10 protein-coding genes are annotated in these 13298 nt (G+C 46.0%); 5 read left to right on the plus strand and 5 right to left on the minus strand.

Annotated features, from left to right (window positions below):
* Window positions 1-101 precede the first annotated feature (101 nt).
* The 3 genes from AD710_RS04280 to AD710_RS04290 are packed head-to-tail and all read left to right on the plus strand — an operon-like array spanning window position 102 to window position 3302.
* A complete protein-coding gene (locus AD710_RS04280; RefSeq protein WP_049627358.1) occupies window positions 102-1037 on the plus strand; it encodes an ABC transporter ATP-binding protein in 936 nt (311 codons plus the stop codon).
* 23 nt (window positions 1038-1060) lie between these two features.
* Window positions 1061-2155: an ABC transporter permease gene (locus AD710_RS04285; RefSeq protein WP_049627359.1), complete on the plus strand. Its 1095-nt coding sequence runs from the start codon at window positions 1061-1063 to the stop codon at window positions 2153-2155.
* Window position 2156: 1 nt separating this feature from the next.
* Window positions 2157-3302 carry an ABC transporter permease gene (locus tag AD710_RS04290; RefSeq protein ID WP_049627360.1) on the plus strand — a complete coding sequence of 382 codons (1146 nt, stop codon included), beginning with the start codon at window positions 2157-2159 and terminating at the stop codon, window positions 3300-3302.
* Window positions 3303-3329: 27 nt separating this feature from the next.
* Here AD710_RS04290 and AD710_RS04295 read toward each other — a convergent pair whose 3' ends face one another.
* Window positions 3330-4499, minus strand: coding sequence for a DUF4885 family protein (locus tag AD710_RS04295; protein ID WP_049627361.1), 1170 nt, complete (start codon window positions 4497-4499; stop codon window positions 3330-3332).
* 143 nt (window positions 4500-4642) lie between these two features.
* Between AD710_RS04295 and AD710_RS04300 the strand changes: the two genes are divergently transcribed.
* On the plus strand, window positions 4643-5515 hold the full coding sequence (locus AD710_RS04300; RefSeq protein WP_047477514.1) for a hypothetical protein: 873 nt from the start codon (window positions 4643-4645) through the stop codon (window positions 5513-5515).
* A 187-nt stretch (window positions 5516-5702) separates the two neighbouring features.
* On the opposite strand, the gene AD710_RS04305 is transcribed toward AD710_RS04300, so the two are convergent.
* Window positions 5703-6533, minus strand: a complete 831-nt coding sequence (locus tag AD710_RS04305; RefSeq protein ID WP_007410023.1) for an aldo/keto reductase — start codon at window positions 6531-6533, stop codon at window positions 5703-5705.
* Between the two features lie 221 nt (window positions 6534-6754).
* Here AD710_RS04305 and AD710_RS04310 point away from each other — a divergent pair, with 221 nt between their 5' ends.
* Complete coding sequence (locus tag AD710_RS04310) at window positions 6755-7240, plus strand: hypothetical protein (protein WP_049627362.1); 486 nt, start codon at window positions 6755-6757, stop codon at window positions 7238-7240.
* Between the two features lie 40 nt (window positions 7241-7280).
* Here AD710_RS04310 and AD710_RS04315 read toward each other — a convergent pair whose 3' ends face one another.
* The 3 genes from AD710_RS04315 to AD710_RS04325 all read right to left on the minus strand — a co-directional run bounded on the left by AD710_RS04315 (window position 7281) and on the right by AD710_RS04325 (window position 13136).
* Entirely contained in the window at window positions 7281-9296 is a 2016-nt protein-coding gene (locus AD710_RS04315; RefSeq protein WP_016937937.1) for a Na+/H+ antiporter, read from the minus strand.
* A 288-nt stretch (window positions 9297-9584) separates the two neighbouring features.
* Window positions 9585-11300: an assimilatory sulfite reductase (NADPH) hemoprotein subunit gene (cysI, locus tag AD710_RS04320; protein WP_047477147.1), complete on the minus strand. Its 1716-nt coding sequence runs from the start codon at window positions 11298-11300 to the stop codon at window positions 9585-9587.
* Window positions 11301-11327: 27 nt separating this feature from the next.
* Window positions 11328-13136, minus strand: coding sequence for an assimilatory sulfite reductase (NADPH) flavoprotein subunit (locus tag AD710_RS04325; RefSeq protein ID WP_049627363.1), 1809 nt, complete (start codon window positions 13134-13136; stop codon window positions 11328-11330).
* Window positions 13137-13298 lie beyond the last annotated feature (162 nt).

Below are 13298 nucleotides of genomic sequence, written 5' to 3' on the forward strand. Positions count from 1 at the left end.
AAAATATGAGGATTCTCATGTCAAAAGAATGAACAGCTGCACTAACGGCCGTTCATTCTTTTTTTTATAATTAGAACATCATAAGACATAGAGGTGGAAATATGAACATTTTGGAGCTCAAACAGCTGAGTAAGAAATTCGGCGATTATGCCGCCGTTGACCAAATGTCGCTTGCTGTAAAAGAAGGTGAGATTTTCGGGTTTCTCGGCGCAAACGGAGCCGGAAAAAGCACGGCCATCAACATGATCTCAGGCCTTTTAAAACCTACTGACGGAGACATTCTGTTTCTCGGAAAAGATATTTTCAAACACAGCAAAGCCGTGAAAATGAATATCGGCATCGTCCCCCAGGACCTCGCCATTTACGAAGAATTAAACGCCTATGAAAATGTGAAGTTCTTCGCCGGACTGTACGGACTGAGAGGGTCGGCTCTGAAAGAACGGGTCGAGGAAGCCCTGACATTCGTCGGCTTGAGCGATAAACATAAATATCTGCCGAAGCATTTTTCCGGCGGAATGAAACGCCGGCTCAATATCGCCTGCGCCCTTGCCCACCGGCCGAAATTGATCATCATGGATGAACCGACGGTCGGCATTGACCCGCAATCAAGAAATTATATTCTGCAATCAGTGAAAAAGCTGAATGAAATGGGCTGCACGATCATCTACACGAGCCACTACATGGAGGAAGTTGAAGAAATATGCACGCGCATCGCCATCATTGACCACGGGAAAGTCATCGCAGAAGGCACAAAGGAACAGCTTACCTCCATCATTACCGACACAAAGGACGTCGTCATTGAGCTGTCATCCGGAAACGGCATCAGCCTCGGCGATATTCAGGATCTTCCCGGCGTCAGAGCCGCCGCACTGGAAGAAAACAGCGTGAAAATCAGCTCTGACACAGGGGTCAACAATTTAAACCGCCTGATCCGGTACTTCATGGACAAAGGAATTGAAATCCGCTCTTTACAGGAACAGGCCCCTGACTTAGAAACGGTGTTTCTCACTCTGACAGGCAGAAGCCTGCGCGACTGACCCAACTGAAAGGAGGATTGCAAATGAATATTCTGCACATCGCCGGGAAAGAAATCAAAATCAGTTTCCGTGACAGACGGACCTTTATTTTCATGCTTGCTTTTCCGATCGTCTTTATGATGATTCTCTCTGCGGCATTATCAAACGCCTTTGATTCAGAAGTGACGGTCGGACACATCAAGGTCGAATATACGGACCAGTCAAACGGACCGCTTTCTCATCATTTTACTGAGTTTATGAAAGCCGCAAAAAAAGAGCATGTCTATTTTCAAAAAGCGGATACGGCGGCAAAAGGCAAAAACGACGTTCGTGAAAATCAGGCGGATGCTTTCGTCACTGTCAAAAACAGCGGTTTTCAAGTTTATACAAATGACCGGAGCGGCATGAACGGCACGATCGTCCAAGGCATGCTGACCGCTTTCACCAACCAATACAAAGCAGGTGCCGCCGCATACAAGGCGCATAAGGCACCTTCCGCCGGACAAATAAAAAGCGATTATATGAAGCAGACGTCTTTAAACAAAGCGAAGGAACCGAAAGCGAAAGATTTTTACGCGGTGTCCATGACGACGATGATCGGGCTGTACGCCTCGATTTTTGCAAGCACCTTGTTCCGCGGGGAAAGAATACGGCACACAGCCGATCGCCTGATTGCCGCTCCGCTCCGAAAAAGCGATATCTTTCTCGGAAAGATGCTCGGCATTATGGCTGTGAACGTACTGACAATCCTTGCCGTTGTCGCCTTCAGCAAATTTATTTTAAAAGCCGATTGGGGCAGCCACATGGGACTTGTGCTTTTGATTCTCGCCTCTGAAATTCTTTTGGCCGTCAGCTTCGGGCTCAGCCTGAGCTATTTGACCAAAAAACCAGAAAGCGCCAGATTAATCACCGTCATCATCGTTCAAGTGATGGCCATTATCGGCGGCGCCTATTATAAATATGAAGGCGGAGGAATTTCCTCCCTGTCGCCCTTATCCTGGATCAATAAGGCGATTAACAACATCATATACGCAAATGACGTATCGGCCGCCTGGCCCGCAATTGGTTTAAACACAACATTAGCGGCGCTCTTTTTGCTGATTGCCGCGGTTACGTTTCAAAGACGGGAGGGACTGTAAAATGAAAAACTTCTGGTGGCTGTTTATACACACGCTCAAAGGAATCACAAAAAGCAAAAAACAGCTCATTCTTTATATCGGGGCTCCGCTGATCGGCGTCTTTCTCTCCTTCATGTCCAATGCCAACGGCGGAGCCGAAACGCTCAATATCGGTATTCTCAATCAAGACGGCGGAGAAGTGGCACAGGATACGGTCACGTTTTTAAAAGGACTGGATCATGTGAAAGTTTCGGAGGAAACGGCTGCATCCGCCTCATCCAAGATCGCATCGGGAAAAATGGAAGCGCTGGTTACGTTTGAAAAAGGCTTTTCCCAAAGCGTAAAAGACGGAAAACCGGCTCACATCGGCATGACCTCGCTGAAAGGCGCCCAGGTCACCGGATATGTCAGCTCTTATCTGTACAATTATATAAACAGCGCCGCCTCAATCGGCAAATCTTCCGGCGGAGACGCGAAAGCCTTTCAGGCGATGTACGCCGATTTCAAGCATTCTCCGATTCAAACGGAGTCCGCTGTTTTACAAGATACTTCGAACCATAAAGAAATGACCTACTCAGTCATCGGGTATCTCATTATCATTATGCTCTATTCCGCCGGCAACCTGACGGAACTGATGATTAAAGAAAGAGAAAACAGAACGTACTACAGACTTCTGTCAACGCCGATCACGTCAAAGCAGTATGTATTGGCAAACGCGGCAGTGAATATCATTATCATGGCCGTCCAAATTCTATTCGCCGTTCTCTTTATGGGCGCCGCTTTTCATATTCATCCGTCATTCCCGCTGTGGCAGCTGTTCGTCCTGATGATGCTGTTTGCATTAAGCGCAATCGGGATCGCCTTTATTGCCGTCGGTTTTTCCAACAGCAGCGCTTCGGCATCGGCGCTTTTGAATTTGATCGTCGTGCCGACATGCTTGCTCGCCGGCTGCTTTTTTCCGGGCAATATTATGCCGAAAACAGTGCAGACAATCGCCGAATTTCTGCCTCAGCGCTGGGTGCTTGATACGGTAGATCAATTGCAGCACGGCCGCACGCTCCAAAGCCTGACGCTGAACATCATCATTTTGGGAGCCTTCGCCGCCGCCCTTTTATTAATAGCCGCATACAGATTCAGCGTAAAACGGCAGACACAGACATTTATGTAAAGAAAAACAGCCCCGTAAAGGGCTGTTTTATTGATTCGAAAGATTTAATGACGGAAGCCAAGCGCGGTTGTTTGTGCCATAACTTTTGCTTTGGCCCGCATCCTCCAGAGACCCATTTTGATAATGAATAGATAAAACCAAGTCAGGAACCGTATCATAACCAACTGATGCAAGACGCTTTACTTCAGATCCGTAATGAGATAACGCTGCCGAGGTAAAGTCTTTCGTTAATGGATCTTTTTCTAATGCTTCTCGATACACATCTAAAATGTCACGACCATCCTCTGTCATGAAAGTTCCATTTTGTGCATGAAGATCACCCAGATGATAACCGGTTTTTTCATATATTTCTTTTACAGCTCGATACTTGTTGAATGTTTCTTTCTCAAATTGTGCAGAATCATCTGTCCTGCTTCCCATAATATGTTGAAATAACTCTTTGCTGTTACTGCCGCTATTCAAAAGTGCTTCAATTGTTTCAATTACCTTTTGATCATCGGTTCCTGTCACTGTTACAGCATAATCAAATGGTGTAATGGTAAATGTTAATTTTGCATTCTTAGGGATCGTCAGGTTTTGGCGATCAAAGAGAAGGCCAATTTGTTGATTCACAACATCCCGCTGAAATGCTTTTGCTCGATCATCCTCATTTGGTGCAGACATATCAACATGCCGAAATGCCGCATCTCGCATATTGTAATGTTGTGCTTTTCCTTTATAAAGCCACTCTGTCTCATTGTCATATGCTGCTTGTCTCTCTTCGTTTGTTAAATCATGACGAAAATACGGTGAATTGGCATTTTTATATTTGTCGCGTATATAACCAATCGGATTCTCTTTTGATAAATTGATTCTATTGATTCGGCTGTATTTTTCATTAAGTATTTGAATTTCAATGTCACTTTCGGAAACATATGGATTTCTGCTATGGATTAACGTTTCCTCACCTGTATCCACAACTGTTTTCTCGTTCGCTAGTTGATATCGTTTTGCGACATCATTCTTATCACTCATGACCGATTCTCTAGAATAATTGATTTGTTTCAGACTGCTGCTCTGGACGGGCGATGATTTCTTGTAAGTATTGAATTGATTCTCCTGTTTTATCATTGTATCCTCTTTGCGGATGGATGAATGACTTTGATTTTTGATTTGTTGTGCAAAGTATTGCAGCTGTACACTATCCTTTATATGCATACAATTTCCTCTTTTCACATTTTATCTCGTTAAGGGTGATATCGACAAATAAATCAAATTTTTAACATATTATAGACAAATAATGTAATAGAGCGTATAATTCAGGTCATTAATATCGAAAAATTGGATATAAAAGGAGAATTATGATGAAAAAGTTGTACGTTTCTTTTACTAGCTTCATTGTTTTATCTGTGATATTGTTCACTGCTTTTACCTTTACTCCATCTGCAAAAGCAGTAAATGTGATTACAGACAATCATTCCATGTCAACTGCAGCATACCTTGGTTATTGGAAATACAACCCGTATTCAGATACAACGAAATTAGAAGCTGGTGAAAATGTAGCTTATTATAAATTCACTGCTCAAAAAGATGAAAAATTATATGTTCAAAGCACTTATCGTGATAACTATGAAGGTATGATAATTGAAGTGTTAGATGAGAGCGGACACCAACTCGATAAAAACACTGGCGTTACAAAAGGCGATTACTCTTCTTTCATCTTTGCAAATGCTGATGCAACAAAAACAAGTCAAACATTCTATGTAAGAGTGACAAGGGGCTCTTACTCAGGCGATATGTACTTTACTCTATCTTTTAACAATCGAATCAAATCAGGGTCAAAAACATTTACATTTAGCGGAACAGCGAGTAACACAGGAAATCGCAACTACTATAATCGAAGTGGACAAGATTCTTCCGTGTTGACATTAGATTTGAGGAATGAACAGAACGTTCCGCATGAGGCGACTGTCAAAAGAGTAACAACCTCTTCTAGTCAATTTCCTAATCAAGGTAACACCGTTCATCTTCTTATGACCAATCAAGATTCTGTATGGCACAAAGCACTTGCAAATAGTGCAACAAGCGGCATTTTCGATATCTCATTGGATAATCAATACCTTGTAGCCAACAAATGGAACTTCAAGTACAATACATTAGCTTCTGCGAGTTCAACAATGTCACGTGTGAGTATCAAATTTGACTATGAATATGATGTAACAAAACAATTTTAACGAAAAAAACTTAACGGGATGTTTAAAACCAAAGACAAAATTCCATTTTTTCTTGTGAAACTTACTTATATAAAGTTAGTTGCCTTTACATTTTTGTAAGTACCGAAAAGTAGCTATAACAAAGAATACAAAAAACCATCCAAATGGATGGTTTTTTGTATTCAGCCCCGTAAAGGGCTGTTTTTTCTTAGAACAGAAGCTCGTCCGGGTTCGGGCCGACACGCTCATCTTTGTTCAAGGCGCTGATCTTTTCCATTTCTTCCTGTGACAGTTCGAAATCAAAAATATCGGCATTTTCTATGATGCGGTGCTCTTTAATGGATTTCGGAATGGTAACGACTTCGTTTTGAAGATCCCAGCGCAAAATCACTTGAGCGACCGATTTGTTATGTTTTTCCGCAATTTGTGACAGCACTTCGTTATCCAAGAGCTGTCCCTGCATCAATGGAGACCATGCTTCCACTTGAATACCCTGCGCTTTGCAGAAATCTCTTACTTCTTTTTGAGTCAGGCGCGGGTGGAATTCTATCTGGTTGACCATCGGCTTGATCTCAGCATCTTTCAGCAGTTCTTCTAAGTGATGCACTTGGAAGTTGCTGACGCCGATCGCGCGGATTTTGCCGTCTTTGTACAGCTTTTCAAGAGCGCGCCATGTGTCTTTATATTTATCCTTGCCCGGCCAATGAATCAGGTATAGGTCAAGGTAATCGAGGCCGAGGCGCTCAAGGCTTTTCTCAAACGCATCAAGTGTCGTTTCGTATCCTTGATCTTCATTCCACACTTTTGACGTGATGAACAGCTCTTCTCTGGCAACGCCCGCAGCTCTGATGCCTTCGCCGACGCCCTCTTCATTTTTATAAATTGCCGCCGTATCAATGCTGCGGTAGCCATTTCTGATTGCCGCTTCGACAGAGTCCGCCGCTACGCTTCCGTTTTCCACCTTAAATACGCCAAGTCCAAACCACGGCATTTCAACGCCATTATGAAGCTTTACAGTATCTTTTAAGCTTTTTGCCACGTTGAACCATCCTTTCTAGTCATTATGTAAACGGTTATTATTATCTCACATTTCCGCCGTAAGAAACCAATTATACGCTCATCGTTATAACAGAAACCATCTTTAGTACTCCGGCACCACTAACGTTATTATTTTCCTATTTTTCAAAAAATCCGGTTAGCCCGGTAACTGACCGGGTAAATCGCTAATGTAGCCACCAAACAATTGAAGGAGGAAATACGATGAAACGTATACGCATCCCAATGTCCGTTGCCCTTGGCGCCGCTTTGTCCCTGACTCCTCTGTCCTTTGTATCCGCAAAAGAAAAGCCAGTCCCTCAAAACATGGCACAGCAAAAGTCAGATGTCTCCGCAAAAGATGTCGGTTTAAACATTGATGTTGACCTGCTCGGCATCGGCAATTCGATTGCTGACGCGATTAAGTCGGCGCAAAACCGAGACGGCTTCGTCAAAAACTTAATGGAATCTTCATTCTACGCTTCAGGACAAAAATATAATGTCATGGTGTTTAATTTAAGCCAGGAATATGAAGATCATTTTAACGGCGTTCAGTTTTACGGTTCCGCCGTTTATGACGGCATCACATACGGCATTTGGGTGTTTGAAGACGGAAGCTTCACCAACAAAGGCGATGGCGGCTGGATCAACTGGGCCTTCAGAGGCTGGTTTGACCGCGACGGCGATCACGTCGAATTCCATCGTCCGTAATCAAAAAAAGTCCGGCACACAGATGCCGGACTTTTTTCATTTATTCATCTCCGTCAAGCATCGCCGCTTCCACATCATTGATGTATTGGCGAAGCTCATGTGACATGTCGCGGGAGATTTCCCGCTCTTCGAATAATGTTTGGATTTCGTTGCGGATGGCCTGCACGGCCCGCAGTTTGATCTCAAGTTTTTGATTTTCAAAACGGCGGCTCGGATTCTGTTCGTGATACGAGTGCCCCAGCCTGAAAATCAAGTGATTGTAAAAGGAAATGACGGCAAGCGTCACATCTTTATTTTCTTCGGTCATGTGTTTTTTCAGGCTTTCAATCGCCGCTTTTGCCGTTTTAACCCTTGTGGCGCGAATGAGGCCTTCTTCATTTAAAATCGACATTTCCGGCTTTTTTTGTTCACCGAAAAAGATCCAGTACATCAGGCGTTTCAGCTTTTTCTTAGATAGGCCGACTTTAAACGGATTCGTATAAAGCACTTCCAGCTCATCGAACCGTTCCTGGAGGCTGTCAGCCGTTTCTTCCGGGATGTCGCCCCGCTCAATCAGCCGGAGCAGTTCTTCCTGTTCAGCCTGTATCCCTTGGGCGCGGACTTTCCGCTCATCTTTTTTCGTGCGGTTTTTTACGGTGAACTGCTGAAACCTGAGATTTTTCATTTTCTCATTGTATTCGGCAATGACCGCAAAAGAAGCCGTTTTGTTTGTCTCATTCATATTTTCTTTGATGGCCGATAAAGCAGCCTTTATCAGCTTCCGTCTCGCTGTCAGCAATTTGACTTTCTTCTCTTTCGCATTGTCTTCCGGCTTATCAGTCAGAATCGGCAGTACGATTGTCGCCAGCACCAATGTGCACAAAATAACACCTGCGGCTAAAAAGAGAATCAAATTCCGTTCAGGAAACGGCGAGCCGTCGGAGAGCACGTACGGAATGGAAAAGGAACCCGCAAGCGTGACCGCTCCCCTGACGCCTGAAACTGAAATCAGCAGCGTGGAGCGCAGACCGGGCTTATAAATGCTCTGATCCTTGTTAAAAAACCACTTGCCGTTCCAAAAAAACAGCACCCACAAAAATCTGAGAATCATTAACGTCAGCGTAATGACGATAATGTACCCGATGACCATCATATTGTTAAACGCGGTATCATTAAAAATAACAGAAACCACATCCGGTATTTGCGTTCCTAATATGACGAAAACAAGACCGTTAAGAATGAACAAAATAATATTCCACGTGCTTGAAGAGACGATTTGCAGTTTGACCATCGTTGATTCAAGACGATCCTGCTCCACCGCATGCGTGATGCCGCCGGCTACAACCGCTAAAATGCCGGAAACGCCGATTTCTTCAGCCGCCAGATAAATGACAAACGGCGTCAGAATTTGAATCAGCATATGCATCGTGACATCCTGCATGCCGAGGCGGCGCAAAAACAGCCGGAAACGGATAATCAAAAAAGAAATGACGACACCGCTGAGTAAACCGCCGGCTGAAATCAAAACAAAGCTGAACGCGGCTTGCGCCAGCGAAAATGCGCCCGTCACAGCAGCCGCAATCGCAAATTTAAAAGCGACCAGGCCGGATGCGTCATTCATCAGCCCTTCTCCTTCAAGGAGACGCAGAATGCCTTTTGGCATCTTCACACGCCCTGACAGCGCGCTGACCGCAACAACGTCAGTCGGTGACAGGATCGCCGCCAGCCCGAACGCGGCGGCCAGCGGAATGCTCGGAATCATCCAATGAATGGTGTAACCGCCGACAATGACCGTGGCAAACACGAGCCCGAGTGCGAGAAGCAGAATCGGCGCTCTTAAATTCCAAAGTTCCGCACGCGGCGTCCGTTTTCCATCGTTAAAAAGCAGCGGAGCGATAAACAAAACAAAAAACAATTCGGTATTCAGTTCAAAATGAAGCCCCTGCGGAAATGACGCCGCAATGATACCGAGCGCCACCTGAATCAGAGGCACCGGGATAAAGGGAACAAACCGATTTATAATATTGGAGATCGCAATGATGGTTAAAAGTACGAGTACGACTAAAAATATGTCCAAAGCATGACCTCCTTCATCTGCTGCATTGAATCATCATTGCCTGTTCTCACGGCCCCTGTCAAAGGCCGGAGCCAATTACCGGGCTGGCCCGGTGTATTTTCCGCACACAACCTTTCTTCTCTTATATTACCCGTTTTTATTTAAAATTTCTCATAACGTGCTCACGGGGAACTTTTTTTGCCTTCGGCTACTTTTTTTCTAAAAAAAGAAAAAGCCTGTTTTCTATGAAAACAGGCTTTTCGCACGGCTGCGTTCTTACTGTTCAGTAAATTGTTTCAGCAGCTCATCTTATTCGTGAAAATTCGTTCCGTCTGTTGTCGCTTTAATAATGCCCGCACGGATGACGAAATCTCCAAAGTGTTCGCCTTCCTCGCGCTCTTTCGCATAACGCGGCAGAATGGTGCGGAGCTCACTGAGAATCTCCTCTTCACCGATATTTTCCCGGTACATTTTGCTTAAACGGCTGCCGTCAAATGCAGCTCCTAAATACATATTATATTTTCCCGGCGCTTTTCCGATAAATCCGATTTCGCCGAGCGCATGGCGGGCGCAGCCATTCGGGCAGCCAGTCATACGGATGGTGATTTCTTCATCCCGCAGACCGTTTTCGTCAACAATGGCTTCAATTTTATCAATCAGCTTCGGCAGATACCGCTCCGCTTCGGCCATGGCGAGCCCGCATGTCGGAAGCGCGACGCAAGCCATTGAACTGCGGCGCAGGGCGGAATGCTGCCGGCCGTCTGTCAGACCGTATTGTTCGATTAATGCGCTGATTTGTTTCTTTTTCTCGCTCGTCACATTGCCGATAATCAGGTTTTGATTAGAGGTGAGACGGAAATCTCCCGTATGGACTTTGGCGATTTCACGTAATCCCGTCATCAGCTTATAATCCTCATAGTCCGTGACACGGCCGCCTTCGATGAACATCGTAAAATGCCATTTTCCTTTTACGCCTTTCACCCATCCGTAACGGTCGCCGTTGTGGTCAAAATGATAAGGTTTCGCCTCATCCAGCTGCCAGCCGAGGCGGTTTTCCAGCTCGGCTTTTACATTTTCCAGACCGAGACGGTCAACAGTATATTTAAATCTGGCATTCTTTCTGACGGAACGATTTCCGTAATCACGCTGAATCGTAATGGTTTTTTCCGCTACATCATACAGCTGCTCCGGTTTGCAGAAGCCGATGACTTTTGAAAGCTGCGGATAAGTGGCCGTATCACCGTGCGTCATTCCCATACCGCCGCCGATCGCCACGTTGAATCCGATAAGTCTGCCTTCTTCTACAATCGCAATGAAGCCGAGATCTTGAGAAAAGACATCGATATCATTGGACGGAGGCACGGCGATTCCGATTTTGAATTTCCGCGGCAAATACAGCGGCCCGTACATCGGTTCCGTTTCCGTATCAGGAGTGCCCGCCACCCGTTCCTCATCAAGCCAGATTTCATGATAGGCTCTCGTGCGCGGAAGAAGGTCGTCACTCAGTTTTTTCGACCATTCGTACACTTCCGCATGGATTTCAGACTGATACGGATTTGAAGCGCACATGACGTTTCGGTTGACATCTCCGCAGGCCGCAATGGTATCAAGCAGCGCCTCATTGATTTTCTGAATCGTTTTTTTCATGTTCCATTTTAAAATTCCGTGCATTTGGAACGTTTCGCGCGTTGTCAGCTTTAATGTATTGTTTCCGTATTTTTGCGCCAGTTCATCCATGACAAGCCATTGTTCCGGAGTTGACACGCCGCCTGGCATCCGGACGCGCAGCATGAATTGATAAGCCGGTTCAAGCTTTTGTTTCTGACGTTCATTGCGGAGATCGCGGTCATCCTGCAGGTAGCTGCCGTGATGCTTCATCAGCCGGTTGTCATCGTCCGGGATGCCGGCTGAAATCCGGTCAAGCATGACTTCTTTCAATGTGCCGCGCAAATAATCACTTTTTTCTTTAATTTCCTCAACATCACTTGGAGGGCCTTCCGGCGCTTTTAAAATGTTGTTCACCATGCTGAATAAGCTCCTTTCAAACCAAAATCAATATACGTCACGCTGATAGCGTTTTTTCTGCTGCATGTCTGCCAGGAAGCTTTCCGCTTTTTCACGGCTCATGCCGCCTTCTTCCTGAATGATATCGAGAAGCGCCTGGTGCACGTCATGCGCCATATGCTGTTCATCACCGCAGATGTATACGGCGGCTCCCTGCTGCAGCCATTCATACAGCTCTTTGCTTTGTTCTTTCATACGGTGCTGCACATATACTTTTTCCTCCGAATCCCGGGAAAAAGCGACGTCCATTTTTGTAAGTACACCGTTTTGCAGCCATTTTTGCCATTCCGTCTGATACAGAAAATCAGTGACAAAGTGCTGATCTCCGAAAAACAGCCATGTTTTCCCTTCAGCACCGGTTTCTTCACGTTTCTGCATAAAGGAACGGAACGGCGCGATGCCTGTCCCCGGCCCGACCATAATAATCGGTGTATCCGGGTTTTCCGGCAGCTTGAAGTTTTGGTTGTGCTGAATGTAAACCGGAAGCGTATCTCCCGGCTGGAGTCTTTCCGCACACAGAATGCTGCAGACGCCTTTTCGTTCTCTGCCGTGCGCATCATATCTGACCGCTCCGATGGTCAGATGCACTTCATCCGGATTCGCTTCTAAACTGCTTGCGATCGAATAGAGCCGGGCCGGCATTTTACGCAGGATGGAAAGAAAGTCTTCCGCGGACGCTTCCCACGGACCGAAATCCCGGACGAGATCAAGCAGGTCACGGCCGTTGATGTATGCTTTCACCTGCTCTTCATTTCCTTCGGCCAGAAGTTCACTCAGCTTTTTGTCAGTCGTAAACTGTGCGGCCTTTTGCAAGAGCGGTTTTGTTAACACTGTAATTTCAAAATGAGAAGTGAGCGCGTCTTTCAGCGGACGGGTCTCTCCTTGCTTATTCACCGCCACTTCCTGTTTTGGGTCCCATTTCAGCTCATTGATCAGCTCATCCACAAGCGCCGGATCATTTTCCGGATAGATGCCGAGGCTGTCCCCGGGCTGATACGCGAGACCGGAACCTTCAAGCGAAAGCTCCAGATGGCGTGTTTCTTTATTCGAACCGCGCCCGTTCAGATTGATGTTCTCAAGAACCTCCGCCCGAAACGGGTTCGTTCTGGAATAAACGGATTCACCGAGAGCAGGCGTCTCGGCAGGCGCTTCGGCTGTTTGGTTTCCCGCTCCTTCGTTCAGGCCGCCGATAACCGCATCAAGCCATTCTGAAAACGGTTCATCATAATCAAGATCGCAATCAACCCGGGGCGCAAGCTGCGTGCCGCCGAGCTCTTTAAGACGCTCGTCAAACTCTTTGCCGGTCTGGCAGAAAAATTCATACGAGCTGTCCCCGAGCGCCAAAACGGAAAAACGGAGCGCTTCAAGCTTCGGCGCGCGTCTGCCGTGAAGAAATTCATGAAAAGCCAGCGCGTTATCCGGCGGATCGCCCTCTCCGTGCGTGCTCACCACGATCAGTAAATTGTTTATTTTTTTCAGATTATTCGGCTTAAAATCGTTCATCGACGCGACGGTGACTTGGAATCCCCGTTCCTCAAGCGTCTTTACCGTCTGTTTCGCAAGACCTTCCGCATTTCCCGTTTGCGATCCGTATAATACGGTCACTTCTTTCGAGACTGCCGGGCTTTCTGCCGCAGCCTGGGGAGCGGGTGCGGCTGCTTCACCGGACTCGGGCCGGGCCGCAGCCAAATAACCGCTCAGCCAGATTTTCTGTGATTCTGTCAAGGTCGGCAGAAGGCGGTTAAGGAGCTCTGCCTGCTCCTGATTAAACGGACTGTTCATGACCTGAAGTTGCAACGATATCCACCTCACAAGGAATTAAACGTAACGTACGTTATTTCTATAGGAATTGTCAAAATAATATTCTAATTGAAACTTTACCGAAAGTTTGTGTGTAAGTAAAATATATAATCATGATGATAATGATTAAGATTACTAATGATAAAAAGCCCTTTGCAC

This window comes from Bacillus sp. JFL15 (genome assembly GCF_001184225.1).
GTDB classification, from domain to species: Bacteria; Bacillota; Bacilli; order Bacillales; family Bacillaceae; genus Bacillus; species Bacillus siamensis.

Coding starts and splice junctions, on each gene's coding strand:
- AD710_RS04290 (WP_049627360.1), top strand. CDS start 2,157: ATGAAAAACTTCTGGTGGCTGTTTATACACACGCTCAAAGGAATCACA.
- AD710_RS04285 (WP_049627359.1), top strand. CDS start 1,061: ATGAATATTCTGCACATCGCCGGGAAAGAAATCAAAATCAGTTTCCGT.
- cysI (WP_047477147.1), bottom strand. CDS start 11,300: ATGGTGAACAACATTTTAAAAGCGCCGGAAGGCCCTCCAAGTGATGTT.
- AD710_RS04280 (WP_049627358.1), top strand. CDS start 102: ATGAACATTTTGGAGCTCAAACAGCTGAGTAAGAAATTCGGCGATTAT.
- AD710_RS04295 (WP_049627361.1), bottom strand. CDS start 4,499: ATGCATATAAAGGATAGTGTACAGCTGCAATACTTTGCACAACAAATC.
- AD710_RS04300 (WP_047477514.1), top strand. CDS start 4,643: ATGATGAAAAAGTTGTACGTTTCTTTTACTAGCTTCATTGTTTTATCT.
- AD710_RS04310 (WP_049627362.1), top strand. CDS start 6,755: ATGAAACGTATACGCATCCCAATGTCCGTTGCCCTTGGCGCCGCTTTG.